The organism is Mesorhizobium sp. M0698 (assembly GCF_040320455.1).
Taxonomy (GTDB): domain Bacteria; phylum Pseudomonadota; class Alphaproteobacteria; order Rhizobiales; family Rhizobiaceae; genus Mesorhizobium.
Genome location: NZ_JAMYPQ010000014.1, coordinates 70908 through 96764 on the forward strand (window position 1 = coordinate 70908; position 25857 = coordinate 96764).

Here is a 25857-nt window from a genome sequence, read left to right on the forward strand (position 1 = left end):
CAATAGCGCCGAGCGTTCACTACGATCCCGTAGCGCTCACCCACGGTCCCGCGCCTGACGCGCGCCGCGCAGGTGATCCACGAGGGCTCTCAGCTTCGGCGCGATATTCCGTCGGCTTGGGAAATAGAGATAGAAACCCGCAAACGGCGGAAAATAGCCGTCGAGGATTGGCACGAGCTCGCCGCGGTCGAGCCAGGGGCGGAATGTATCGGCCATGCCGAACGTGATTCCGGCGCCTGCAACGGCCAGCCGGATCATCAGCCACATGTCGTTGGTTGTGATCTCGGGCGCAACCGCCACGTCGAACTCGCGCCCGTCCTCGCCGAACTCCCACCGATAGGGCGAAACTCCCGGCGCCGGCCGCCAGCCGATACATCGATGAGCCACAAGCTCGCGCGGATGGGCGGGTGCTCCGAACTTTTCGAGATAGCGCGGGGCGCAGACGGCCATCTGTCGCTGATCGCCCGATACCGGCACGGCAATCATGTCCTGCTCGATCACTTCGCCGAGCCTCACTCCCGCATCATAGCCTTCGGCAACGATGTCGAATTCCTCGTCGGTGACCACAATATCCAGATGCACCTCGGGAAACCTTTCTGCAAAGGACGCCAGCAACGGTCCTGACAGAAAGGCCTCTGCGATCGACGAAACCACGATCCGCAGGCGGCCGCGCGGGCGGTCCAGAAACTCCGTGGTGGCTTCGATTGCCGCGTTCACGTCGGCGATCGCCGGTGCGACGCTCGCCAGCAGGCGCTCGCCCGCTTCGGTCAGGTTGACGCTGCGTGTCGTGCGCTGCAGCAATGCGATGCCAAGGCGCTGTTCAAGCCTGAGGATGCTCTGGCTGACCGCTGAGCGCGTCACGCCCAACCGGTCTGCCGCAGCGCGAAAATTGCGTTCCTCGGCCACGGCGACGAAGACGGCAATTGCATTGAGATCGATGTCCCATTGGTTAGTCAAACTTACCATCGAGGTTAACGGCAGGCGGGTTATCGCGACAATGCCATGGCTCTATCTCTGTCGCAACGGCAAGAAGGCTTGATCCTCCTGATCCAAGCCGAAGCCGACCAACAAGGAGATATCCCATGACATCACTCCCTTCCTCCTGGGACCTGGATGGAAAAGTCGCCCTCGTGACCGGCGCGGCACGCGGCATCGGCCGCTGCGCGGCGGAACTGCTGCGGGCGCGGGGCGCCCGGATCGTGGCAAGCGATCTCAGCGACAGCGTACGCGAATTGGAAGCCGAGGATGTGGCGACCCTGGTCGGCGATGTCGCCGACGAGGATCTGGCCAGACGCTCGGTCGAACTCGCCGCGAAGCGCTTCGGTCGACTCGACATCGTCGTGAACAATGCCGGTCGCACGCTCAACAAACGACTGACTGAGACCTCGGTCGACGACTATGACCGCATCCTGCAGATCAACGCGCGCGGCAGCTTCGTCACTGCCCGTGCCGCAGTGGAATTGATGGCCGCCGGCGGTAGCGGCGCGATCGTCAATGTCTCGTCGATCTCGGCCGTCGCGGCCTTCGAGACGCAGGCGGCCTATGCCTCCTCCAAGGCGGCTGTCGCACAGCTGACCAAGGTGATCGCGATCGAATACGGGCGCATGGGCATTCGCTGCAACGCCGTTGCCCCTGGCGTGATCGAAACCGACATCATGGAAGGCGTGGTGGAGAATGGCCGGGAGATGCTGCGCAGCTTCGGCGGCGCGCATCCAATCGGCCGGATCGGCCAGCCGCAAGAAGTTGCCGAGGCCATCGCCTTTCTTGCCTCGCCGGCATCCAGCTTCATCACCGGGGCCTTGCTTCTGGTCGATGGCGGCTACACCGCCCAGTGAGCCCCCCAAATAGGGCCGGCGCGCCGCGGGAGCTCACCCGCACCCAATCCCTTCACATCGTGAAAATAATCATAGAACCAAAAGGATCATCTCGATGACGATGAACAGAGTTGTTCTGATCACCGGTGCCTCCAGCGGCATCGGCGCTGGCATTGCCCGCGAGCTTGGCGCGGCAGGTGCGAAGCTGATGCTCGGCGCACGCCGCACCGACCGCCTTGAAGCGCTTGCGGCCGAAATCGAGGCAGCTGGTGGAACGGTTCGCGTGCGAGCGCTCGACGTCACCAGGAGGGCGGATGTCGCAGCATTCGCCGACGCAGCCCGGGCCGAATGGGGCCAGGTCGATGTCATCGTCAACAATGCCGGCGTCATGCCGCTGTCAGCCATGGCAGCCATGAAGGTCGACGAGTGGGAGCTGATGGTGGACGTCAACATCAAGGGTGTTCTGTACGGCGTCGCGGCGGTTCTGCCCGAGATGACGGCACGCGGCTCCGGTCACATCATCAATATCGGTTCCATCGGCGCACTGGCCGTCTCGCCCACGGCCGCCGTCTATTGCGCAACGAAATACGCTGTCCGCGCGATTGCCGATGGGCTCCGCCAGGAGAGTGACGATATCCGCGTAACCTGCATTCATCCTGGCGTGGTGGAAAGCGAGCTGGCGAACACGATCTCCGACGAAGCCGCTGCCGCCGCCATGAAAACCTGGCGTGCTATTGCCCTGCAACCCGATGCCATCGCCAGGGCAGTGCGCTACGCAATCGAACAGCCCGACGATGTCGACGTCAACGAGATCGTCGTGCGTCCGACGAAGGCGGCGCATTGATGCGATCCACTTTGGCCGCAGTGCTTACGCGTATTGCCGTTGCTGTAGCTCCAACCGGCCTGACCCTTCCTTCAACTCCAATCCTCGCGGAAGAACCAATGACGCACCAAGATCATCCCTATGTCGGAATGTGGGTCACCGAGGATCGCCATATCAGGCACGAACTCCTGCCGAACGGCCGTTATGACGAAGCGCGCGGTGACCGCGAAAGCGCCTACCGGGGACGCTATGAAGTGCACGGCAACCACATAGAATACTGGGACGATACGGGCTTCACCGCGGATGGTGAGTTCGTCGAAGGCGTCCTCTATCATGCCGGCATGATCCTTTACCGCCGGCGGTAGAGAGCCACCCTGAGACAAGCACTTCAGGATTCCACAAGACGCTATTGCATGCCTTGCATGAGACGCTCGGCAGCTTGCACTGCAAGGCCCGTCACACCACATATCTTCACGCAAGCGCGGCGGAAAGAAGCAGGATCGCGAGCAGAGTCGACATTGCAAATGGTTGTCACTATATAGCGGCGGCTTTGACGGCTCGCCTCTTACATGGTGCCGGCGAGAGCGCGGTAAATGTGCTAGTCATTGTGACATCTATTGTGATCTAAAACGGCTTGAAAATCGAAAAAAAGCAAATAGAAACAATAGCGCGGGTCGAACGAGTTTCGTCGAGAGAATCAGTCCTCAAGAACTAGAACGTGCTCCTTGAACCCTCCATTCCCTTCAGCTCTGTGGACCTCGGACAAGTTCGGCTTGCCGGGCGAAGCCGACTCGGCTCGAATGGCAGCACGCATCTTTTCGAAGATGCCGACGTTTATGATTACCAACCGGCATAGCCGCTAGGGAAACAGCAGTATGAGTGAACACGCGATCGAGTTCTTGCGCGGGTGGATTGGCGAAAAAGTCCACTGCCAGCCCTCGCCAGCCAGAATCGAGAAGCAGGCCGAGACCCTCGCCAGGGAATGTGCGGCCAAGGCTGCCGAGGCCGGCATACCCCTGGAGGATATCCAGGAAGAGGTCGGCGACATTCAGGAGCTCATTGCTTCGAGGCTCGAAGAGGCGGCCGAGGCCGACCAGGACGAGCGGAATTCCAACAAGCCTGCCGGCTGACGGACCGCCTCCGGCAAAACCTGCCGGGCGAACATTGCCTGTCTGATGCAGTTGCGCGGTCTTATCGCCGCGCAGCTCTGCCAAATCTCTCCTTAAGCCATGTTTTCGGCAACGCCGGCACGAAATTGCCGTCGCGCCCGGTCATGTCTTCATTGGCGACCAGCGCGTTGAGGATTGCTTCCTCCACGCTCTGAACGACGGCGTCGAAGAACGGGTTGATATCGGCATCCGGTATGTAGCCGGCGCTGACCAGCTTGCCGGCCGCGCCGCGCGCCGCGTCGGGATTGGCCGTGCTGAAGGCCAGAAAGATATCGCCGGACGAATTGTATCCATAGCCGCCGGTTAGCGCCACGCCGAGCGGCACGCGTTTCGCCAGCCGTTTCAACTGATGCGGCATGAATGGCGCATCGGTGGCGACGATCGCGATGATCGAGCTCTTCTCCGCTCGCGGCGTGTTGTCCCGGGCCGCCGGATCGGCGAGTTCCGCTCCGGCTCTGATGCCACGGATCACGAGGTTTCGCCGTGCACCGAAATTCGACTGGACGAAGCAGCCGATCGTTAAACGCTTTCCATTCCAGTCGACGCTGCGCGAGGATGTGCCGGACCCTGCCTTGAAGCCGAAGGTGATCATGCCTGTGCCGCCGCCGACGCTGCCCTCTTCGATCGGCCCGCTATCAGCCGTTTCGAGCGCGGAAAACACGTGCTCGAAGCTCACATGGTGGCCGTTGATATCGTTCAGGAAGCCGTCGTAAGTCTCGCCCGCCACCGGCAGCGCCCAGGCGCTGTCGAGCGATTGCGGCAGCACCGTCTGCATCCAGCGCAGCGTTGCGTCGCGGCTGACGCCGCAGGAATGCGTGTTGGTGATGGTGATGGGAAGATTGAACGCTCCGAGCTCCTCTATCAGATGCGAGCCGGTCAGTTCGCCATTGCCATTGGCGCTGAACATCCCGGCAAACGCCGGGACGGCCAACTCGTCTCTGGGCCGTGGCAGGATCGCGGTCACGCCGGTGCGTACCGGACCCTTGCCGACGACGAGCGGCCCATCCCCTGAGATCAGCGTGGTATAGCCGACCGTCACGCCGGGCACATCGGTGATGGCATTGAAGCGGCCTGGCGTGCCATCGAATGGGATCGCGAAGGCGCGGGCGCGCAGTTTGCCCGAGGGCGTCGCAAGATGCGGGTCGGTCATTTTTTCCTCAGAAAAGCGAACCTTGGCCGCCCGGCGCCTTGAGCTTGGCCGCGGGCTTGGCAACCGTCTTCGGCCGCGCCGTGCCACTGATGGCGACTGCATCGGCGGTGCCGTCGGCGAACTCCAGCGAAAGCGCCATCCCCGACACAACTTCTGCCGCGTGCTTGACCACCGCGCCGTCCGCATCCTTGACCAGCGCGAAGCCTCGCGCCAGCACGGCCTTGTGCGAGAGCGTCGCCAGCAGCCGGTCGGCCTGCGTCAGTTTTCCACGCAGACGGTCCAGCCGCCGCGAAATCGCCTGGTCCTGCCGCCGCGTCAGTGCCAGCAGGGCATCGCCTTGCAGTTTCTGCCGTCTTGCGATCGGCGCCGGTGACAGTCTGGTCGCCGTGCGCGAAAACCGCGCCCGACGCTCGCGCACGATGGCGAAGAAAGCCGCTTGCGCACGGGCGAGGTCGCGGCGGGTCAGAGTGCGGGCTTCGTTCATGCGCCGCGACAAAGTCGCCGGCGTCAGCCGCTGCCCCAGAAGCCTGGCTCGCTTGCGCTCGACGCTGACCGACAGCGCCCGGCCGAGCCGGCTCGTCGCCTCGTCGAAGCGCCGCCGCGGCAGCGCCAGCAACTGGTCGGGCGAGGGCAGCGCACGGGCGGCCGCGCGTGCCGCCTGCCGCTTGCGTTCGAAATTGCGCGACAGTGCGGTCTTCAACCGCGCGCCAAGGCCGGCAAGCGTCGCTTCGAGGTCGACCTTGACCGGCACGGCGATCTCGGCGGCGCCTGTCGGCGTCGGCGCCCGCACATCCGCCGCCAGATCGATCAATGTCCAGTCGGTCTCGTGGCCGACCGCGGAAATCACCGGAATGCCCGAAGCGGCGACGGCCCGGGCAAGCGCTTCGTCGTTGAACCCCCACAGATCCTCCAGGCTGCCGCCGCCGCGCGCCACGATCAACAGATCGGGCCGCGCGATGGCGCCGTCCCATGGCAGTGCGTTGAAGCCGTTGACGGCAGCGGTCACTTCCGCACCCGCCGTCTCGCCCTGCACCCGCACCGGCCAGACCAGCACGTGCAGCGGAAACCGGTCCTTGATGCGGTGGATGATGTCGCGGATGACGGCGCCTGTCGGCGAGGTGACGACGCCGATGACGCACGGCATGAACGGCAGCCTGCGCTTGCGCGCCGCGTCGAACAGGCCTTCGGCCTGCAGCCGGCGCTTGCGCTCGTCCAGCAGCGCCATCAGCGCACCGGCACCGGCCGGCTCGAGATTGTCGATAACGATCTGGTAGTTCGACTTTCCGGGATAGGTGGTGAGCCGGCCGGTGGCGATCACCTCCATGCCTTCCTCTGGACGGAATTTCAGCCGGCTCATCGTGGTCTTCCACACCACGGCGTCGAGCCGCGCGCGATCGTCCTTCAGGCAGAAATAGGCATGGCCGGAGGAATGCGGTCCGCGATAGCCGGAAATCTCGCCGCGCACCCGTACATTGCCGAAGACGTCCTCGACCGTACGCTTCAGCGCGCCGGAAATCTCGCTCACCGTATATTCGGTGGCGTTGGTGCGTGATTCGGATGCTGCGTCGCTCATCGGCCGATTGGGGGACGATTGCTGGCCGGCGTCAAGGCGGCCGTGTTCGATGTCCGCCCCAAACGCGCGATCACCAGCCCGGCAGGATCTGGTTCGGCTTGGTCCGCTTCATCTTGGCGAAGGCGAGGGCGGCGAAATCGAACGTGCCGGTCTCCTCGCCGAGTGGCACGGAAATATTGTCGAGGCTCTCCGAAATGTGGCGCGCAAGCGCGTCGACGATCTCCGGCCGCGAGGTCTGACCGCGCATGATACCGATGCGGCAATCGGGCAGGGCGCCGAAACCGTCGGCCTCGCCCAGCACCCGCATGCCGGGCCGCAGCGCGCATTCCGGCAGCACCGAGATCGCCAGACCGGAAAGCACCGCGGCGGCGATGACGGTGGCAGAGAAGCTGGTGAACAGGATGCGATAGTCGCGGCTCTGCTGATCGAGCACGTCGGCGGCGGCCCGCCGCCAGATGCAGTTCGGCCGGCCGAAGGCCATCGGCAGGATCGGCTGCTCATGCGTCGCATGGTTGGCCGAGGTAACCCACAGCAGCGGTTCGCGCCGCACCACTTCCGACTGGCCGCGCGCGTCGTTGTGCGTCACCAGCGCCAGGTCGAGATTGCCGCGCTTGATGTGTTCGACCAGTCCCGGCGTCGGTTCGCAGATAACGGTCAGTTCGACATGCGGGTTGGAACGGGCAAACCGCGCCATGATCTCTGGCAGGAAGCGATCGGCATAATCGTCCGGCGTGCCGATGCGGATGGTGCCTTCGAGCCGGCGGTCGTCGAAGGCGGCCAGTGTTTCCTTGTTGAGATAGAGCAGCCGCCTTGCGTAGGAGAGCAGTCTGTCGCCTTCCTCGGTCAGCCTGTTGGTGCGGCCGTCTTTTTCGAACAGCGGCTTGCCGATCCGTTCCTCCAGCCGCCGCATCTGCATCGACACCGCAGACTGGGTGCGATGCACCGCTTCCGCCGCGCGGGTAAAGCTGCCGGTGTCGACAATCGAGATGAAGGTCTGCAACTGATCGAGATCGAGCGGCGCTTTCATTGGCCTAATCCATCATTGATGCTGATGCTAAAGATTAGAAACATTCGTTGGATTAATCAATCGGGCCATGGCAAATTCCGATTGTCCACATGAAGGCATGTGAATCGAAGCCGGAACGGCCGCTGTCGCCAGCGCCCGATCGACCGGTTTCGCCCGTTCGAATGTGAAGGAGACCGACATGGCTACGTTTGATTTCGCTACCGAGACCTCGCGCATCACCTCGCGTCCGGCCGTTGCGACGCGCGTGGCCAATGCCGCTGCCAATGTTTACCGCGCCTGGAGAAACCGCCGCGCCTTTTATCGCCTCGGCGAGATGTCGGATGCCGAGCTCGCCGACATCGGCCTGACCCGCGCCGACCTGCACGTCGCTGTCGGTGTACCCTTTGGCCGCGATCCGACAGAAAGGCTTCGCGTCATCGCGGTCGAGCGCGCCGAAACGATCGAGGATATTGCCCGCAAGGTGGTGTGATCGCGTGGTTTCGCCGTTCGGGCGCGTTGAACCTTTTTGAGGCACGACGCCACTAAGTTACGCAGGCTCCCCACTCCCTGCCGGATCCCCCCGGCCAGCCTGCGCGCTGCCCGGTCCTCCCAGGACCGGGCTTTCTTTTTTGGGCGGCACTGATGATTGATTGCCGGTGTCTGGTCTACCGCCGGCCCATGCCCTGCTTGAACTGGTCGAAGATCGACTCCATGCCTTTCTGGTAGTCGTCGCGCTGCTGGGCGCCTGTCTCGAACATCTTGCCGAACAGGTCGTCAAACGGATTTCTCGGCCTGCCGCTCGGATTGGCCTGCGGCTGCGGCGCCTGGGGTTGCTGCGGCGCCTGACGCGGCTGAGACTGTTGTGCGCCACCGCCGAACATGTCCTGCAGCACCTTGCCGAGCGGATTGTCACCATAAGGGTTCTGTGTCTGCTGGGGTTGGTTCTGCGGCTGCTGTGGCTGTGGTGCACCGCCGCCGAACATATCCTGCAGCACCTTGCCGAGCGGATTGTCACCATAAGGGTTCTGTGTCTGCTGCGGCTGGCTTTGTGGCTGCTGCCCGCCGCCGAACATGTCCTGCAACACCTTGCCCAGCGGGTTGTCGCCGTAAGGGCTCTGCGTCTGTTGCGGCTGCTGCCCGCCGAACATATCCTGCAGCACCTTGCCGAGCGGGTTATCCGTGGGGCCTGCAGGCTGAGGGGTCGGTGCCTGGCTGCCGCCGCCAGCCTGCCGCATCATCTGCTCGATGAGCTCGCCAAGCGGATTGCCGCCACCGCCTGCCGCATGCATCTGCCCGCCTAGCTGGTCGGTGGTCTGCTTGAATAGCCCGCCCATCATCATCGAGGCGATTGCCGGCAGCATCTGCTGCAGGACCTGCTGGCTGACGCCGCTCGCCTGCGCGGCCTGGCTGGCGACGGCCCGCGACAGGTCCTTCGAGCCGAACAAATGGCCGAGAATGCCCTTGCCTTCATCGAGGCCCTGCGGCGAGAAGGCCCGGCTTGCATCCTCGAAATATTTGGCGTGCTGGCCGCTGGCCATCGCCGTCATGAAGGAGCCGAGCCCATAAGGGTCCGCCGTGTTGCGCTTCAGCCCCTGCGAAAAGGCCGGCAGCAGCGCCGCGACCGCCGCCTGCGTCTGCTGCTGCGAAAGCCCGAACTGCTGGGCCAGCGCCTGCATGCCGTTGCCGTTCTGGGCCTGTGCCAGAATATCGAACAAGGAAGGCATTGTTTTCTCCTCCGGGAAAATCCTCGTTGGAGAAGCCTAATTCGTTTCCATCACTGATTGAAGCGAATTTGCCGGACCATCGGCCAAGCGGATAGCGAAGCGTTAATACGCGTATTCCATGAACACCGGCTCGATCGAGCCGCCCCAGCGTGTGTGGTAGGCCGAGAGCATCTCTTCGGCGCTGGTGGTGCCACGCGCGACGACCTCGTCCAGCGTGTTGAGGAACGAGGTCTCGTCATAGCCGTCGCGGTTCTTGCGGCCGCGGTTCTTCAGTCCCATGCGCGAGATGACGAGCACGTCGCGGGCTATCTCGCGCAGTGTCGTGTTGCGGAAGGGCGCCGAAATGCCCTGTTCGGGCACCGCGTTGCGCATCGCCAGCACCTCGTCATAACTCCAGCTCGAGGTCAGCGCCTCGGCCGCGTCGAGCGCAGCCGCATCATAGAGCAGCCCGACCCAGAAGGCCGGCAGCGCGCAGATGCGCCGCCACGGCCCGCCATCGGCGCCGCGCATTTCGAGAAAGCGCTTCAACCGCACGTCCGGGAACAGCGTCGACAGATGGTTCGCCCAGTCGCCCATCGTCGGGAGCCCGTCCGGCAGTTCGTTGCGGGCGGCGCCCGCCATGAACTGGCGGAAGGTGATGTGCGTCATGTCATGGTACTGGCCGTCGCGGATGACGAAATACATCGGCACGTCGAGCGCCCATTCGACATAATCGGCAAAGCCGAAATCGGGCGAGAAGCAGAATTCGAGCAGGCCGGAGCGCTGATTGTCGGTGTCGCGCCAGATCTCGCCGCGCCAGCTCTGCAAGCCGTTCGGCCGGCTTTCGGTGAAGGGCGAGTTGGCAAACAGCGCCGTCGACAGCGGCTGCAATTTCAGCGACACTTGCATCTTGCGGCGCATGTCGGCTTCGCTTTCGAAGTCGAGGTTCACCTGGATCGTGCAGGTCCGGTACATCATGTCGAGACCTTTGGTGCCGACCTTGGGCATGTAGCGGGTCATGATCTCGTAGCGCGATTTCGGCATCTTCGGCGTCTCGGCCAGCGACCATTTCGGGCTGCCGCCAAGGCCGAGAAAACGAATGCCCATCGGTTCGGCGATCTCGCGCACCTGCGCCAGATGCGCATTGCCTTCGCGGCAGGTCTGGTGGATCGTCTCCAGCGGCGCGCCGGACAGTTCGAACTGGCCGCCGGGCTCCAGCGAGATCGCGCCTTGGCCGGTCGGCTCGACCAGTCCGATGATGCGGCCGGCATCCATGATCGGGTCCCAGCCGAGTTTGTCCTGCATGCCTTCGAGGATGGCGCGGATGCCGCGCTCGCCGCCGTAGGGCACCGGGGCATTGCCGTCAACATAGAACGGGAATTTCTCGTGCTCGGTGCCGATGCGCCATTTGTCGCGCGGCTTGTTGCCTTCGGCCAGGTGCTCGACGAGTTCGTCGACGCCTTCGATCGGCCGGAAATCGGTAGTATCGCGCGCCATAATAGCCCTCCGCACATGGCCCCGAAAACCGGCTTCGATTTTCGGAAAGGATCATGTGCCCAATCAATATGTTACAGCGTCCTTTGCGTGCCCGAAAGGACGCGCGGCCACTGCCGGCGCTAGATGGACGAAATGTCAGTAGCCGATCAAGCGAAAAATCCTGAGCCAGAGGGTAACTGGAATTGATCACCAATCCCCGATTGTCGCCTGGATCAGCGCCAGTGCCGCTACGGCCGCCGTGTCCGCCCGCAGGATGCGCGGCCCAAGCGGAATGGCGGTAACGAAGGGCAGGGCTCTCAGCATCCTGCGCTCCTCGTCGGAAAAGCCGCCCTCCGGCCCGACCAGCAGGCCGAGCTTGTTCTCCCGCACCGCCTGCAATGCCGGCAGGGGACTGTTGGTCGATGCATCCTCGTCGCAGAAGATCAGCCGCCGCTCACGGTCCCAGTTGCTGAGCAGGCGCTCGAATTTTTCCGCTTCGCGCAGCTCCGGCACCGCCAATATGCCGCATTGTTCGGCCGCCTCGACGACATTGGCGCGCAGGCGCTCGATGCCGGGCTTTGCCACCTGCGTATGCTGGGTGATGACCGGCTGCAGGATGCCAGCGCCCATCTCGACCGCCTTTTGCACGAGGTAGTCGAGCCGCCCCTGCTTCAGCGGCGCGAAACAGTAGACGAGATCGGGCAACGGCGGCTGCGGCCGCTGCAATGCCAGCAACTTCAGGCGCAACGCCTTCTTCGATTTTGCCGCGATCGCCGCCGACCATTCGCCGTCGCGGCCGTTGAAGACCAGAATTTCGGCGCCTTCGCCGAGCCGCAGCACGTGCGAGAGATAATGGCTCTGCTGCGGGCCGATGTCGAACTCGATGTCCGGTCCAAGCCCGTCCGGCACGAACAGCCGCTGCATCTTGTAATTGGCGCGCATCGCCGAGGAATGCGGCAACGTCACCCTCGGCGTCAAGCCTCGGCGGAAGGATGCCAGACAGGCTCGTAGCCTTTCTGCAGCACCGAAACAGTTGTCGCTGGCGTGAGCAGGCGGATTGGACTGTCGGTAAAACCGCCGAACCCCACCGGTTCGCCATAACCGCCGAAACTCCAGGGCAGCGCGGCGCCGTCAAACAGGACGTACGCCCTGTTTCCTGACGAGATCATCGTGCCGTCCGGCAAGTCCGCAAGCGCTTCCGGTTCCAGTCTCGGCGCCCGCCCGCCCGATGCCACGCGCTCCTTGTGCAGGCGCTTGTCGAGTTGCGGCGCGCGTGGCTCGGCAATGCCGAAGGCGTCGCCGAAACGCCGGACAAAATCCCTGGCCCGCTCGCGCCGGCAGAAGAAGCAGGGCCGGTGCCCGGCGGCAAGTGCCGTCACCTCGTCGAGGAAAAACAGTTCGGTCCAGCCGGCCTTGCCGCCAGCCCGGTTGCGCCCCATCGGCTCGCGCCGCACGTTATGGAATTCGCAGACGCAGATGATCCAGGCTTGCAGCGCCCAGCGCTTCTTCAACAGCGTTCTCGTCTCGGGGTCGTGAATGATGCCGCGATTGCCCATGAACAGGCCGCGCTCCGGCACGGCATGGATGGCGCCGAACGGGTCGACCCGGTTTTGCAGTGGCATAGGCGTTCCCTGTTGGCTGCAATGCTGGCGCCATGATATCGCTCGTTGCATCAATTTCATGTCAGCAGGTTTCGATGCGGGTCTTGGTTGTCCAGAACTTCGACAATGAGGGCCTTGGCCAGATCGGCGCGGCCCTTGTCGAGGCGGGCGTCGATATCGACCTGCGCCGTCCCTACTGCGGCGACGCGCTGCCGCAAGATAGCGGCGGGCATGACGCCATGGTAGTGCTCGGCGGCGCCCAGAATGCGCTGGACGACGAGCTCTGTCCTTATTTTCCGGGCCTGCTCGACCTGACGCGCGACTTTGCCGAGAGGGATCGCGCGGTGCTTGGTATCTGCCTCGGCAGCCAGTTGGTCACGCGCGCCTTTGGCGGCGAGAACCAGATCGGCGGCGCGTCGGAGTTCGGCTGGCACGAGGTCGCGCTCACCGCGGCGGCGCAGGCCGATCCGGTGCTCGCCGCTTTGCCCGCAAAATTCCCGATCTTCGAATGGCACGACGACACCTTTGTCTTGCCTAAGACTGCCGTGCGGCTGGCCGGCAATGCCGTCGCCGAGAACCAGGCGTTCCGTATCGGCCGCGCCGTCTACGGCTTCCAGTTCCATTTCGAGGCCGACAGTCCGATGGTGCGCGACTGGAGCACCTCCTTCGCACCGCTGATCGCCGAGCGGCATCCTGAATGGGCGGGCCGGCTCGACGATGAAATGGCCCGCAACGGACCGCAAGCCGATGCCGCCGGCCTGGCCATCGCCCGCGCCTGGGTGGCGACGATCTGACGGCTCATATAGTCAGCGTATTTGGCGACGTTGCATATTTGGCACGCGGCGGCAAATCCGCCGGGGATAACGCGTTTCATCCTTGGCCTGTGTCTGTCCGCCAGCCTAAAAGGCGCCCGCTCTGCATCTTGCGTGCAACCGCGATGAACCTTTCCTGTGACCCGCGCGACACACCGCCGATACAGAACATGCCTAGAAGCGCGAAACCGTCAGACATTTGCGACGTATTTTGCGTTTCAACGCATTGGTAACCCGCTCGTGCATAGATGCAGAAAGCTCAACAAGAGATGACGTCCGTGAAAGCAGCCTTTTTGTCCTTTGCCATGTTGTCGGCCATCGTCTTGTGCGGCCTCGGCATTTATTCCGCCGACGCAGCCAACAACCATAATGCCGTCGACGGCTACGGCGTCACCGCCGCGCTTCGCTAGACCCTCTGCACATAACCTCACGCCTTACCTACGCCCGCTCACCCGTCACTGTCAGGATATGCTTGTCAGCGCCGTCCACGACAAGCGCGGTGAGGTTTCCCGACTGCCAGGCGAGGGTGTCGACATTGACGCGGTTGCCGGTGATCTCGGGCTTGGCCACCGGCGTATGACCGTGCACCACGATCTTCGGATGAAGACCGGTGTGGTCGTGGAAGACCTCGCGGATCCAGATCAGGTCCTGCCGGCTCTGGCTTTCCAGCGCAACGCCGGGCCGGATGCCGGCATGGCAGAAGAAGAAGTCGCCGAAGGTCACCGAAAAGGCCAGCGAGCGCAGGAACTCGACATGGTTCTGCGGCACGGCCTCGATCAGCGCGGCGTGCCCTTGCCGCAATGCCGCATCGGCGCGGCCAAACCAGGCGCTGCTCCCACCGAGCGACACGCCATAGGACAGCGCCGTCTGGATGCCGCCATAGCGCATGAACAGGCCGTCCGGGTCGGGGACATCGAGAAAATCGAGGAAGCCGAGATCATGATTTCCGGCCAGCATCAGGTGACGCGGATCGCGTCTTTGCGCGTCGATCAGGAAATCGATGACGCCCCTGGAGTCCGGGCCGCGGTCGACATAGTCGCCGAGATGGATCACGCGCCAATCGGCCGACGGCCTTTGACCGAGCTCCGCCTCGATCCGCCGGTGCATGGCGGTCAGCAAATCGAGCCGGCCGTGCACATCGCCGATCGCGTAAAGGCGCATGCCTTGCGGTCCGCGCGCCTCGTAGAAACTGATGCCGGGCTCCGTCAATGCCTGCGTCGCCTCCGTGGTCATGCCGTCACGGGACTTTAGCGCCGAAGCTGATCCTTGCCCATGTCGGTGACCAGACGCTTTCCGCACAGTGCCAGCGTTATGTCCATCTCCTTGCGGATGATTTCCAGCGCCTTGGTAACGCCTTCCTTGCCGAGCGCGCCGAGGCCGTACAGGAAAGGCCGGCCGATATAGGTGCCCTTGGCGCCAAGGCACAGTGCTTTGAGCACGTCCTGGCCGGAACGGATGCCGCCGTCCATATGCACCTCGATCGTGTCGCCGACGGCGTCGGCGATCTCTTCCAGCGCCATGATCGACGACGAGGCGCCGTCGAGCTGGCGGCCGCCATGGTTGGAAACGATGATCGCGTCGGCGCCCGTTCTGGCGGCCATCAGCGCATCTTCCTTGTCGAGTATGCCTTTCAGGATCAGCTTGCCGCCCCAGCGCTCCTTGATCCAGGCGACGTCCTTCCACGACAGATGTGGATCGAACTGCTCCTTCGTCCAGGACGACAGCGAGGCGAGGTCGCCGACGCCCTTGGCATGGCCGACGATGTTGCGGAAGCTCCGGCGCTTGGTGCCGGCCATGCCGACGCACCAGCGCGGCCTTGTCGCCATCTGCCAGAGGTGCTTCGGCGTCATTCGCGGCGGCGCCGAAAGCCCGTTGCGGATATCCTTGTGGCGCTGACCGAGGATCTGCAGGTCGAGCGTCAGCACCAGCGCCGAACATTTCGCCGCTTTTGCGCGATCGATCAAATCGAAGACGAAGTCCTTGTCGCGCAGCACATACAGCTGGAACCAGAACGGCTTCCTGGTCACCGACGCGACATCCTCGATCGAGCAGATGCTCATTGTCGACAGCGTGAACGGCACACCGAATTCTTCCGCAGCCTGCGCCGCCAGCATCTCGCCGTCCGGATGCTGCATGCCGGTCATGCCGGTCGGCGCCAGCGCCACCGGCATCATCACCTTCTCGCCGATCATGGTCGATTCCAGCGAGCGGTTGTCCATGTCGACAAGCACGCGCTGGCGGAACTTGATCTTCTGGAAATCTTCCTCGTTGGCCCGGTAGGTGCTTTCGGTCCAGGCGCCGGAATCGGCGTAGTCGAAGAACATCTTCGGCACGCGGCGGCGCGCTAGGTCCTTGAGGTCGGCGATGGTGAGAATGCTGCTCATGGATCTTTTTTTTCCGCTGGTTCTTCGCTGGTTCGTCGTTGAATTTTCTGGGCGGGGCCTACGGCTGTTTTCTTGCCGCCTCACCGTCACCGGGCTCGGAGCGTTGCCTGAGCCTCAGCCGCGACACGCGCTGCCAGTCGCCGCTGCGCTCGGCCTCGGCCATCGATCGTTCGACGTAGGAGATGTGGTCCATCGCCGCCTGCCGCGCCGCGGCTGCATCGCCGGCCTTGACCGCCGTGTAGATTGCCCGGTGCTGCGAAAGCAGCGTCTCGCGCGCGCCCGGCACGCTGAACACCAGCCGCCGGTTCTGGAACACGCCTTCCGACAGCAGCCGATAGCAGGAGCGCAGCGTGTGCAGCAGGATGATGTTGTGCGCGCATTCGCAGATCGCGTGGTGGAACTCGACGTCGATTTCCGCCTCGTCGTCGAAATTGCCGGTCCGGTGCGCCTCGTCCATACGTGCCATGATGCGGTCGAGCAGCGCCAGATCGTCCGATGTGGCACGCCGCGCCGCATATTCCGCCGCCACCGCCTCGATCTCGCGGCGGTACTCCAGATAGTCGGTCACCGCCTTGCGATGCATCGAGATCAGGTCGGTCACCGGCTTGGTGAACAGCTGGCCGATGACATCGGCGACATGGGTGCCGCCGCCTGGCCGTGTCGTCAACAGCCCGCGCCCTTCCAAGGCTTTCAAGGCATCGCGCAGGATCGGCCGCGACACCTCGAACTGGCGCGCCAGTTCGCGCTCGCCCGGCAGCCGGTCGCCGGTGCGCAGGACGCCTTCGAGGATCAGGCTCTCGATCTGCTGCACCACCTCGTCGGCGGTGCGCGAATGCTCGATCCGGGAGAAAATATCGCTCAAACGGAATGCCTGGGGTTGAACCGATGTCGCGCACGATAAAGCCAGCGTCGCCAACTGGTCAAATTATTTATCCAATTCGCCCCGGGCGCCGGGTCGGTTTCACAGCCGCGGCTTCATATCACCTTCAGCTAAACTGGCTGTTTGCGTCCTCTGGAGATTGTCTCTAGAGCAATTCCAGGAAAAGTGTGAAACGGTTTTCCGTCCGGAATTGCGCAGAATAAAAGAGATAGAGCGGTTCGGCGTTTCCATGAAACAATGAGCCGCTCTAGAGGGACATCATTGCCAAAGGGCTCAGAGAAGCCTGGGGGACCAGCCGTGCCAGACGCCGACCCGTCCAGCCTCGAATTCCAGCTGCGCGCCAAAGCCGTGGGCGGCACCGTCATGGGCTTTCCGGCGCATGAAGGTCGGCCGGGCGCGCTCGGCGAGGTCCACGCCCGGCCGCAGCCGCTGGTCGAAAAGCCGCGCGTGCTGGTGCAGCTTTCCTTCATGACCGAAGCTGGATCCGGGATCGATCAGGCCGTGCTTTCCGAATTGTCGCGACGCCTCGGCATTGCCGCGCCCGACCCTCACGCCCGCCATCACGCGATGAAATGGGGCAAGGGCTCGCTGCGTTGGGAACGCCACACGGAATTCTCGACCTATCTCTGGGAAGGCCCGCTCGCCGAAAACGGCAGGGGGCAAGAAGACACACCCTTCGGCAACGGGTTTTCGCCGCCGGGCACGGTGATTTCCGGCATCAGGCTGGAGATCCGCAATTGGACGCCGGCGAACGAAAAACTGATCGCCGGCTTCGACCCGACCAGCCTGTGCTATTCGCTGGTCGAGCGCGGCAACGCGGCCATCGTCACCGATTTCCGTCAGGATGGCGACGGCTTGACCCGCATGCTGGTGCTCGACCGCGGCCTGACCCCGGCGCGCACCGGGGCACTGTCGCAGCGGCTGATCGACATCGAGACCTACCGCACGCTGGCCATGCTTGGGCTGCCGCTGGCCCTGACGCTGTCCGGTCGCGCCCGCCGCATCGAAGACAGGCTGGCCCAGACCACGTTGGAAATGAAGGTCGCCGAGACCCGCGACAGCCAGACGCTACTTGCCGACTTGACCGAACTGGCCGCCGAGCTGGAGGCCGATGCCGCCTCCAGCCTCTACCGCTTCGGCGCCAGCCGCGCCTATGACGGCATCGTGCGCGAACGGCTGGAGGCGCTCGACGAAGAGGCGGTGCCCGGCTACGACACCTGGGGCGGTTTTCTGCAGCGCCGCGTGGCGCCGGCGATGCGTACCTGCCGTTCGGTCGAGGAGCGTCAGGCCAACCTGTCAACGAAGCTCACCCGTGCCACCACACTGCTGCGCACCTGGGTCGACGTCGAGGTCGAGAAGCAGAACCGCGATCTTTTGGCATCGATGAACAATCGCGCCCGCCTGCAATTGCGGCTGCAGCAGACGGTGGAGGGGCTCTCGGTCGCCGCGGTTTCCTACTATGTCGTCGGCCTCATCGGCTACGTCGCCAAGGGCGCCTCGATCTTCGGCCATGCCTTCGCGCCGGAAATGGTCACCGCCGCCTCGGTGCCGCTCGCCATCGTGCTCGTCTGGTGGGGCGTGCGCCGCGTCCGCCGCATGCACTCCGAACCAGGCAAGCAGCCGGGCGAGTAGTGTGGGGCGCAGCGGCAGATTGCCGCTGCGGAAGGCTGTCTCGGCCATAGGCCTCTCATCCCGGCCAAAGCGGCATTTGCAAGCGACCACCGTCGCTGGTAAAAGATTTTTACCAGTCGATCGAAGGAGGCTGTCGATGTCCGGCCTTGCCATGCCGAAACCAGACGACGCCACGATGCGCCGGCGCGACGAGATCGTCGCCGATATGCGCATCATGGTGCCGGGCGAGGGCGTCGTCGACGCCGCCAATGCCATGCGCGCCTTCGAGAGCGACGGGCTCACCGCCTACCGGCAATTGCCGCTCGTCGTTGTACTGCCGCAAACCGTGCCCCAGGTCTCGCGGGTGCTGAAATATTGCAGCGACCGCAACATCCGCGTCGTGCCGCGCGGCTCCGGCACCTCGCTCTCCGGCGGTGCGCTGCCGCTCGAAGACGCGGTGCTGCTGGTGATGAGCCGCTTCAACCGCATCCTCGAGATCGATTTTCAGAACCGCGTCGTCGTCGCCCAGCCCGGCGTCACCAATCTCGGCATCACCACCGCCGTCGAGCAGGAGGGCTTCTATTACGCCCCCGATCCATCCTCCCAGATCGCCTGCTCGATCGGCGGCAATGTCGCGGAAAATTCCGGCGGCGTGCACTGCCTGAAATACGGTCTCACCGCCAACAATGTGCTCGGCATCGAGATGGTGCTGATGAATGGCGAGGTGGTGCGCCTCGGCGGCAGCCATCTCGACGCGGAAGGCTACGACCTGCTCGGCGTCATGACCGGCTCCGAAGGACTGCTCGGCGTCGTAACCGAGGTCACCGTACGCATCCTGAAGAAGCCGGAGACGGCGCGTGCCCTGCTGATCGGTTTCCCGACCAGCGAGCAGGCCGGCCAATGCGTTGCCGACATCATCGGCGCCGGCATCATTCCGGGCGGCATGGAGATGATGGACCGTCCGGCCATCCACGCCGCCGAGGATTTCGTCCAGGCCGGCTATCCCTTGGATGTCGAGGCGCTGCTGATCGTCGAGCTGGACGGGCCGGGTGTCGAGGTCGATCACCTGATCGGCCTGGTCGAAGCCATCGCCTATAGGAACGGCTCGACCATATGCCGCATTTCGCAATCGGAGCAGGAGCGGCTGAGCTTCTGGGCCGGCCGCAAGGCGGCTTTCCCGGCGGTCGGCCGCATCTCGCCCGACTACTACTGCATGGACGGCACCATCCCGCGCAAGGAACTGCCGCGCGTGCTCGCCGGCATGCGCGAGCTGTCGGAGAAATACGGGCTCGGCGTCGCCAATGTCTTCCACGCCGGCGACGGCAATCTGCACCCGCTCATCCTCTATGACGCCAACGTGCCGGGCGAACTCGACAAGGCGGAGAGTTTCGGCGCCGACATATTGCGGCTCTGCGTCAAGGTCGGTGGCGTGCTGACCGGCGAGCACGGGGTCGGCGTCGAGAAGCGCGACCTGATGCCGGAAATGTTCAACCAGATCGACCTCGACCAGCAGATGCGCGTCAAATGCGCCTTCGACCCCAACCATCTTTTGAATCCCGGCAAGGTCTTCCCGCAATTGAGGCGATGCGCCGAGCTCGGGCGGATGCACGTGCATCGCGGGCAAGTGGCGTTTCCGGACATTCCGAGGTTTTGAGTGGGTATGTTGGCGCTTGAACACCCCCCTCTGTCCTGCCGGACATCTCCCCCTCAAGGGGGGAGATTGGCAGCTTGCACGCCTCAGCCTTCTTTCAATATTGACGATTGGCGAAGCCAGACGCGACGTCCGATCTCCCCCCTTGAGGGGGAGATGTCCGGCAGGACAGAGGGGGGCGCGAAGGAACGCGACGTCTTTGCATTTGCCATTGGCGCATCCGCCTCATGACCACCTTCGTCCCCACCACCGCAGCCGAAGTCCTCTCCACCGTCGCCTGGGCCGCGGCGGAAGACGCACCGCTGGAAATCCTCGGCCACGGCTCCAAGCGCGGTATCGGCCGGCCGCAGCAGGGCGAGCATACGTTCGACCTTTCCAAACTCTCCGGCGTCATGCTTTACGAGCCGGCCGAACTGGTGCTGTCGGCAAAAGCCGGCACGCCGCTGGCCGAAATCGAAAGCCTGCTTGCCGAAAACGGCCAGCAACTTGCCTTCGAACCGATGGATTACGGCCCGCTGCTCGGCGGTGAGCCAGCGCGAGGCACGATCGGCGGCGCACTCGCCGCGAACCTTTCCGGCCCGCGCCGGCTGAAGGTGGGTGCTGCGCGCGACCATATCCTCGGCATAGCGGCCGTTTCCGGGCGCGGCGAGGCCTTCAAGTCCGGCGGCCGCGTCGTCAAGAACGTCACCGGCTACGATCTGTCCAAGCTGATGGCCAACAGCTGGGGCACGCTGGCGGTGCTCACCGACGTCACCTTCAAGGTGCTGCCTGCTGCCGAGACCGAAGTCACGCTTGCCATCCGCGGCCTGCTCGACGATCACGCCGCCGCCGCCATGGCGCTGGCGCTGGGTTCCAGCGCCGAAGTGTCGAGTGCTGCCCATCTTCCCGAACGGGTCGCAGCTAGGGTCGCTGGCGGCAGTCTCGGCAGCGATGCCGCGACGCTGCTGCGCATCGAGGGCTTCGGCCCGTCGGTCGCTTACCGCATTGCCGCGCTGAAAGACCTGCTGAAAAACGCTGGGCCGCTGCAGGAGATTTCCGGTTCGGTCTCGTACTCGGTCTGGCGCGATGTCCGCGACTGCGCGCCGTTCGCCGATGGCAGCGAAAGGCCGGTGTGGCGCGTCTCGATGGCGCCGTCGCGGGGCCACCAGATGGTGCTGGCGCTGCGCATGCAGGCCCCGGTCGATGCCTTCTACGATTGGCAGGGCGGGCTGATCTGGCTGCGCATGCAGCAGGACGATCCCGAGGCTGGCCTGTTGCGCGGCCTGATCAGAAGACATGGCGGCGGCCATGCGACGCTGGTGCGCGCAATCCAAGCACATCGCGCCGCCGTGCCGGTGTTCGAGCCGCAGGCGCCACCGCTGGCAGCACTGTCGGCGCGGCTGAAGGCCGAATTCGACCCGAAGAATATCCTCAATCCCGGCCGTATGGCGCCGGGCGCAAGCTCTGCTACTCTCGCGCCGGCAACCGAGGGAGGAGCACAATGAGCGATCCAGGCCAAAACGGTACGTCCCGCCAGACCGACCGCTGGCTGGAGCCCGGCCCGACCAACGCGCTGGTCATCTACATCCTCTATCTCGCCGGCCTGGCCATCGGCGTCAGCGGTATTGTCGGCGTCGTCCTGGCCTATATCAATCGCGGCAAGGCCGGCGGCTTCGTCGAGAGCCATTACACATTCCTGATCCGCACCTTCTGGATCGGCCTGCTCTATGCACTGATCTCGGCGCTGCTGATGATCGTGGTCATCGGTGTCGTGCTGATGGTTGCCGTCGCGGTCTGGTTCATCGCCCGCTGCATTCTCGGCCTGCAGGCGCTGCAGCGCGGCGAGCCGGTCAAGAACCCGGAAAGCTGGTTTCTGGGATTATGAGCATGATCCCCAAAAGTGGGTACCGGTTTTGGGAAAAGATCATGCTCAAACGGTAGGGATTCGTTTACGTGCAGACCAATTTCTCAGCTGCCCAGCTCGCCGATCCGCATGTCGCGGAATCGGAGAAGATCCTGCGCAAATGTGTGCATTGCGGCTTCTGCACCGCCACCTGCCCGACCTATGTGACGCTCGGCAACGAACTGGATTCGCCGCGCGGCCGGATTTATCTGATCAAGGACATGCTGGAAAACGGCCGGCCGGCCGACAAGCAGATCGTCACCCATATCGACCGCTGCCTGTCCTGCCTCGCCTGCATGACCACCTGCCCGTCGGGCGTCAACTACATGCATCTGGTCGACCACGCCCGCGTCCATATCGAGGAGACCTACAAGCGTCCGCTGGCCGATCGCCTGACACGCGCCATGCTGGCCTTCGTGCTGCCCTATCCCTCGCGTTTCCGCGCGGCGCTCAAGCTGGCGAAGCTCGGCCAGCCATTCGCCGGCCTGTTTGAGAAAATCCAGGCATTGAAGCCTTTGGGCGCGATGTTGAAGCTGGCCCCGGCGTCGGTCCCGGCAGTCTCGCCGATGGCCTCGCCGGGCGTCCATGCCGGGCAGGGCGCGAAGAAAAATGGCCGCGTCGCCATCCTCACCGGCTGCGCGCAATCCGTGCTCGATCCCGGCATCAACGACACGACGATTTCGCTGCTGACCCGGCTTGGCGTTGAGGTCGTGGTGCCCGAGGGCGAGGGCTGCTGCGGCGCGCTGGTGCATCATATGGGGCGCGAGGACGCTGCCTTGGCGTCGGCCCGACGGAACGTCGACGCCTGGACGCGCGCCGTCGAGCAGGGCGGACTCGACGCCATCGTCATCACCGCATCCGGGTGCGGCACCACCATCAAGGATTACGGCTTCATGCTGCGCCTCGATCCGGCCTATGCCGACAAGGCCGCGCGCGTCTCGGCGCTGGCCAGGGACATCACCGAATATCTGGCAAGCCTCGACCTGCCCGAGCCGGTCCGCAAGCCGGGCACCATCGTCGCCTATCACTCAGCCTGCTCGATGCAGCACGGCCAGAAGATCACCCGCCAGCCGAAGGAGCTTCTGGTCCGTGCCGGCTTCGTCGTGCGCGAGCCGCGCGAAGGGCATCTGTGCTGCGGTTCGGCCGGCACCTACAACATCCTGCAGCCCGGGATTTCGGCAACGCTGCGCGACCGCAAGGTCAGGAATATCGAGGCGACCGGTGCCGAAATCGTCGCCACCGGCAATATCGGCTGCATCACCCAGATCGCTTCTGCCGCCAAGCTGCCGGTGGTGCATACGATAAAGCTGCTCGCCTGGGCCTATGGCGGGCCGAAGCCGGAAGGCGTTCCGGAAGAAAAGCTGGTTGCGGCTGAGTAACAGGATGGTCGTGGGCGTCAGGCCCCTCATCCGGCCGCTTCGCGTCCACCTTCTCCCCGCTGGGGAGAAGAGGGTGGCACCAACGCTGGCGATCTCCTCTCCCCTCGGGGAGAGGTCAGCCGAGCGAAGCGGAGGCTGGGTGAGGGGGCTTGGCGCCTGCGGGTCTTTATTCCGCCGCGAGCCTGTCAACTACGCCATAAGTCGCCTGATAGCGGGCACGCTGCCGGCTGAGGGCCACCATCGTGTTGCGCAGCAGGATCGCCACAGTGATCGGGCCGACGCCGCCCGGCACCGGCGTGATCCAGGACGCGACATGCTTGACGCTCTCGGCATCGACGTCGCCGACGATGCGGCTCTCGCCGTCCGGCCCGATTTCCGAATTGATGCCGATATCGATGACCGCTGCACCAGGCTTGACCATGTCGGCCTTGATCAGCCGCGGCTTGCCGACGGCGACGAACAGGGCGTCGGCGCGGCGTGCGTGTGCCGCCACCGAACGCGTCATGTGGTGACAGACGGTCACCGTCGCGCCTTCGCTCATCAAAAGGAACGCGATCGGCTTGCCGACGATCTCGGAATGGCCGACGACCACCACCTCGAGCCCCTTGAGGTCGAGGCCGGTTTCCCTGAGCAGTTCGACCGAAGCGGCGGCGGTGCAGGGCGCCAGGTCGAGCTGGTTGTAGACGATGTTGCCGATCGAGGCCGGATGCATGCCCTCGACATCCTTGAGCGGATGCACCGCCGCCTGCAGCGTCTTGATCGGAATGTGCACCGGCACCGGCCGCTGAATGATGATGCCGGTGACGCGCGGGTCGGCGTTAAGCCCGTGGATTGCCGCTTCCAGTTCGCCGGCGGTGATGTCGGCGCGAAAGCGCCTTTCCTCGAAGCCGATGCCGGCCAACCCGGCCTTGGCGCGCTGGTTGCGGACATAGACGTCGACCGCGGCGGTATCGCCGACGGTGACCGACACCAGCTTGGGCGGAAAGCCTTCGGCGGTGGCGATCGCCGCGTCCTCGCGCACGCCGGCGATGATGCGTTGGGCAACCGGGCCGCCTCTGAGATAGCGGCTGTCATCGGAAAGGGACATTGGGATGGGGCCTTTATCTGGATTTTAGCCGCCACATAGCAAAGCAACCGCGAAAAGGCAGCGCGAAAAGCGAACCGCCATGCCGGTCGCGCGACGTGCCGGCAAAATCTTCCCGTCAATTCCTGCTGGCGGAAACAAAAAGGGCAGCACGGCTTGCCGCGCTGCCCTTTCGTGACTGGCCGCATCCCCACACGGCCCGTCCCCCGTTATTCAATGCTCCCGAGGCTTCTGAGCAGAATCATCGGTGAGGTCAACCGCAGATTACATCACTACAACCGTCGTGCCAACATTGACCCGCTCGTAAAGGTCGACCACGTCCTCGTTGCGCATGCGGATGCAGCCCGACGAGACCGCGCCGCCGATCGTCCAGGGCTGATTGGTGCCGTGGATACGGTACTCGGTCGAGCCGAGATAGAGCGCGCGTGCGCCGAGCGGGTTTTCCATGCCGCCGGCGAGATAGGTCGGCAGATAACGGCCCTTGGCGGCTTCGCGGGCGATCATCACCGCCGGCGGCCGCCAATCCGGCCAGACGCGCTTGTTGGTGATCTTGTGGGTGCCGGACCATTCGAAGCCCGGCTTGCCGGTGCCGACGCCATAACGCCGCGCCTTACCGTTCTTCCCGACCAGATAGAGGAAATTCTCTCGCGTATCGATGACGATCGTGCCCGGCTTCTGCGGGCCGTCATAGGCGACTTCCTGCGGCAGATAGATCGGGTCGATCTGCGGCCGCATCACCATGCGCTTGGCCGGCGCCTGCACCGCTGCGGTGCGCAGCTGATCGGGTTCGGCCAGCCGCCGGTAGCGCCGTTGCGGCTGCGCCTCTTGCCGGCTCTGCCGCACGATGCCCGGCGCATGGCCGAGCTGCAGCACCCAGGGCGCCGAAAGATCTGGGCTGACCACCACCGGCGGCCTCTCGGCATAGCGGTCGTTGGCATTGGCGGCACCGGCCGCAAGCACGGCCGCGGCGCCGAACAGTGGGAACAAGAATGTCTTCATCGCAACGCACCTTGATCGTCGAACATGCCGGGGTGCAAAGCCTCCCCGATTTCGCCGACATTGGGCGCGAAGCGGCAACCGAAACATGAATCGGAATGCGTAAAATGCCGATCTGTCAGTAAAGCTTTTGGTGTGGTTACCGCCCGGTTCAGGAATCTGGTAAAGCCGCGGTAAAGCCCGCGTCAAAACGCGTTAACGCCAAGACACGAACGGAATTCCGCCATGGATAAAAAGGCAGGTCTGCTTGCCGGTCCCGACGGCATCGCCCGCTGCTTCTGGCACGGCAACCTGCCGGATTATCTGCACTACCACGACCACGAATGGGGCCGGCCGGTCGCCGACGACCGCCGCCTGTTCGAGAAGATCTGCCTCGAAGGTTTTCAGTCGGGCCTGTCCTGGCTGACCATATTGCGCAAGCGCGACAATTTCCGCGAGGCGTTTGCCGGCTTCGATGTCGACAAGATCGCCGCCTTCACCGACGCCGATGTCGAGCGCCTGCTCGGCAATGCCGGCATCATCCGTCACCGCGGCAAGATCGTTTCGACCATCAACAACGCCAAGCGCGCCCGCGAACTCATCGACGAGGCCGGCTCGCTGGCCGCCTGGTTCTGGAAGTTCGAACCCGGCCCCGACGAGCGGCCCGAGATCGTCGACCTCGCGCATTTGCGCGCCAATCCGACGACGGCCGTCTCGGTCCGCATTTCGAAAGAGCTGAAGAAGCGCGGCTGGAGCTTTGTCGGCCCGACCACCGTCTACGCCTTCATGCAGGCGATGGGGCTGGTCAACGACCATCTCGAGGGCTGCGTCTGCCGCGAGCCGGTCGAGGCGGAACGGAAAGCGTTCAAGCGGCCGAAATAGCG

The 25857-nt window shown here is 64.2% G+C and carries 26 protein-coding genes; 13 read left to right on the forward strand and 13 right to left on the reverse strand.

Translation table 11 applies throughout. From position 1 onward, the window contains the following. Positions 1–36: 36 nt before the first annotated feature. Entirely contained in the window at positions 37–957 is a 921-nt protein-coding gene (locus NKI16_RS24180) for a LysR family transcriptional regulator (protein ID WP_352698067.1), read from the reverse strand. 125 nt (positions 958–1082) lie between these two features. Between NKI16_RS24180 and NKI16_RS24185 the strand changes: the two genes are divergently transcribed. The 4 genes from NKI16_RS24185 (at position 1083) to NKI16_RS24200 (ending at position 3767) form a co-directional block, all read left to right on the forward strand. After that, entirely contained in the window at positions 1083–1835 is a 753-nt protein-coding gene (locus tag NKI16_RS24185) for an SDR family NAD(P)-dependent oxidoreductase (protein ID WP_352634648.1), read from the forward strand. Positions 1836–1929: 94 nt separating this feature from the next. Then, complete coding sequence (locus tag NKI16_RS24190) at positions 1930–2658, forward strand: SDR family oxidoreductase (protein ID WP_352698065.1); 729 nt, start codon at positions 1930–1932, stop codon at positions 2656–2658. Then, positions 2658–3002 (forward strand): Atu4866 domain-containing protein, encoded by a 345-nt coding sequence (locus NKI16_RS24195; protein ID WP_352577548.1) that lies wholly within the window; start codon positions 2658–2660, stop codon positions 3000–3002. The genes NKI16_RS24190 and NKI16_RS24195 overlap by 1 nt, the downstream gene beginning before the upstream one ends. A gap of 510 nt (positions 3003–3512) precedes the next feature. After that, positions 3513–3767 (forward strand): DUF768 domain-containing protein, encoded by a 255-nt coding sequence (locus NKI16_RS24200; protein WP_023677464.1) that lies wholly within the window; start codon positions 3513–3515, stop codon positions 3765–3767. A 61-nt stretch (positions 3768–3828) separates the two neighbouring features. Here the strand turns inward: NKI16_RS24200 and NKI16_RS24205 are convergent, their stop codons facing one another. The 3 genes from NKI16_RS24205 to NKI16_RS24215 all read right to left on the reverse strand — a co-directional run bounded on the left by NKI16_RS24205 (position 3829) and on the right by NKI16_RS24215 (position 7556). After that, the gene (locus NKI16_RS24205) at positions 3829–4956 is read right to left on the reverse strand and encodes a DmpA family aminopeptidase (protein WP_352698063.1); all 1128 of its coding nucleotides are present in this window, start codon (positions 4954–4956) and stop codon (positions 3829–3831) included. Positions 4957–4963: 7 nt separating this feature from the next. Continuing rightward, complete coding sequence (xseA, locus tag NKI16_RS24210; protein ID WP_352457093.1) at positions 4964–6529, reverse strand: exodeoxyribonuclease VII large subunit; 1566 nt, start codon at positions 6527–6529, stop codon at positions 4964–4966. A gap of 70 nt (positions 6530–6599) precedes the next feature. Continuing rightward, on the reverse strand, positions 6600–7556 hold the full coding sequence (locus tag NKI16_RS24215) for a LysR substrate-binding domain-containing protein (protein ID WP_023680469.1): 957 nt from the start codon (positions 7554–7556) through the stop codon (positions 6600–6602). Positions 7557–7734: 178 nt separating this feature from the next. Here NKI16_RS24215 and NKI16_RS24220 point away from each other — a divergent pair, with 178 nt between their 5' ends. Next, positions 7735–8025 (forward strand): DUF1127 domain-containing protein, encoded by a 291-nt coding sequence (locus NKI16_RS24220; protein WP_352571613.1) that lies wholly within the window; start codon positions 7735–7737, stop codon positions 8023–8025. A 175-nt stretch (positions 8026–8200) separates the two neighbouring features. On the opposite strand, the gene NKI16_RS24225 is transcribed toward NKI16_RS24220, so the two are convergent. From NKI16_RS24225 to NKI16_RS24240, 4 genes are all read right to left on the reverse strand, one after another. Continuing rightward, positions 8201–9259, reverse strand: a complete 1059-nt coding sequence (locus NKI16_RS24225) for a DUF937 domain-containing protein (RefSeq protein WP_352571612.1) — start codon at positions 9257–9259, stop codon at positions 8201–8203. 102 nt (positions 9260–9361) lie between these two features. Then, on the reverse strand, positions 9362–10735 hold the full coding sequence (locus NKI16_RS24230) for a glutamate--cysteine ligase (protein ID WP_023680466.1): 1374 nt from the start codon (positions 10733–10735) through the stop codon (positions 9362–9364). Positions 10736–10921: 186 nt separating this feature from the next. Continuing rightward, complete coding sequence (locus NKI16_RS24235) at positions 10922–11656, reverse strand: 16S rRNA (uracil(1498)-N(3))-methyltransferase (RefSeq protein WP_023680465.1); 735 nt, start codon at positions 11654–11656, stop codon at positions 10922–10924. Between the two features lie 32 nt (positions 11657–11688). Next, positions 11689–12336, reverse strand: a complete 648-nt coding sequence (locus NKI16_RS24240) for a hypothetical protein (protein ID WP_023680464.1) — start codon at positions 12334–12336, stop codon at positions 11689–11691. A gap of 74 nt (positions 12337–12410) precedes the next feature. On the opposite strand from NKI16_RS24240, the gene NKI16_RS24245 reads away from it, so the two are divergent. After that, entirely contained in the window at positions 12411–13109 is a 699-nt protein-coding gene (locus NKI16_RS24245) for a type 1 glutamine amidotransferase (RefSeq protein ID WP_023680463.1), read from the forward strand. Between the two features lie 296 nt (positions 13110–13405). Further along, positions 13406–13537 (forward strand): hypothetical protein, encoded by a 132-nt coding sequence (locus tag NKI16_RS24250; protein ID WP_280952144.1) that lies wholly within the window; start codon positions 13406–13408, stop codon positions 13535–13537. A gap of 28 nt (positions 13538–13565) precedes the next feature. Here the strand turns inward: NKI16_RS24250 and NKI16_RS24255 are convergent, their stop codons facing one another. Genes NKI16_RS24255 through NKI16_RS24265 form a run of 3 tightly spaced genes read right to left on the reverse strand, consistent with a single transcriptional unit; the run spans position 13566 to position 16373 of the window. Then, positions 13566–14336: a metallophosphoesterase gene (locus NKI16_RS24255; protein WP_352577570.1), complete on the reverse strand. Its 771-nt coding sequence runs from the start codon at positions 14334–14336 to the stop codon at positions 13566–13568. A 38-nt stretch (positions 14337–14374) separates the two neighbouring features. Then, positions 14375–15511 (reverse strand): alpha-hydroxy acid oxidase, encoded by a 1137-nt coding sequence (locus tag NKI16_RS24260; protein ID WP_352457559.1) that lies wholly within the window; start codon positions 15509–15511, stop codon positions 14375–14377. A gap of 58 nt (positions 15512–15569) precedes the next feature. Beyond that, positions 15570–16373, reverse strand: coding sequence for an FCD domain-containing protein (locus NKI16_RS24265; RefSeq protein WP_352457560.1), 804 nt, complete (start codon positions 16371–16373; stop codon positions 15570–15572). Between the two features lie 315 nt (positions 16374–16688). On the opposite strand from NKI16_RS24265, the gene NKI16_RS24270 reads away from it, so the two are divergent. From NKI16_RS24270 to glcF, 5 genes are all read left to right on the forward strand, one after another. After that, on the forward strand, positions 16689–18023 hold the full coding sequence (locus tag NKI16_RS24270) for a DUF3422 family protein (RefSeq protein WP_352457561.1): 1335 nt from the start codon (positions 16689–16691) through the stop codon (positions 18021–18023). Positions 18024–18159: 136 nt separating this feature from the next. After that, positions 18160–19656 carry an FAD-linked oxidase C-terminal domain-containing protein gene (locus NKI16_RS24275; RefSeq protein WP_352577551.1) on the forward strand — a complete coding sequence of 499 codons (1497 nt, stop codon included), beginning with the start codon at positions 18160–18162 and terminating at the stop codon, positions 19654–19656. Between the two features lie 224 nt (positions 19657–19880). Continuing rightward, positions 19881–21137: an FAD-binding protein gene (locus NKI16_RS24280; protein WP_352577552.1), complete on the forward strand. Its 1257-nt coding sequence runs from the start codon at positions 19881–19883 to the stop codon at positions 21135–21137. Continuing rightward, the gene (locus NKI16_RS24285; protein WP_352577553.1) at positions 21134–21517 is read left to right on the forward strand and encodes a DUF4870 family protein; all 384 of its coding nucleotides are present in this window, start codon (positions 21134–21136) and stop codon (positions 21515–21517) included. The genes NKI16_RS24280 and NKI16_RS24285 overlap by 4 nt, the downstream gene beginning before the upstream one ends. Before the next feature lie 68 nt (positions 21518–21585). Beyond that, a complete protein-coding gene (gene glcF / locus NKI16_RS24290) occupies positions 21586–22914 on the forward strand; it encodes a glycolate oxidase subunit GlcF (RefSeq protein ID WP_352577554.1) in 1329 nt (442 codons plus the stop codon). A gap of 166 nt (positions 22915–23080) precedes the next feature. On the opposite strand, the gene NKI16_RS24295 is transcribed toward glcF, so the two are convergent. Together NKI16_RS24295 and NKI16_RS24300 are read right to left on the reverse strand one after the other, a co-directional pair. Further along, positions 23081–24001: a bifunctional 5,10-methylenetetrahydrofolate dehydrogenase/5,10-methenyltetrahydrofolate cyclohydrolase gene (locus NKI16_RS24295; RefSeq protein ID WP_352577555.1), complete on the reverse strand. Its 921-nt coding sequence runs from the start codon at positions 23999–24001 to the stop codon at positions 23081–23083. Positions 24002–24262: 261 nt separating this feature from the next. Next, positions 24263–24997, reverse strand: coding sequence for a L,D-transpeptidase (locus NKI16_RS24300; protein WP_352472683.1), 735 nt, complete (start codon positions 24995–24997; stop codon positions 24263–24265). Positions 24998–25219: 222 nt separating this feature from the next. Here NKI16_RS24300 and NKI16_RS24305 point away from each other — a divergent pair, with 222 nt between their 5' ends. Then, positions 25220–25855 (forward strand): DNA-3-methyladenine glycosylase I, encoded by a 636-nt coding sequence (locus tag NKI16_RS24305; protein ID WP_352756685.1) that lies wholly within the window; start codon positions 25220–25222, stop codon positions 25853–25855. Positions 25856–25857 lie beyond the last annotated feature (2 nt).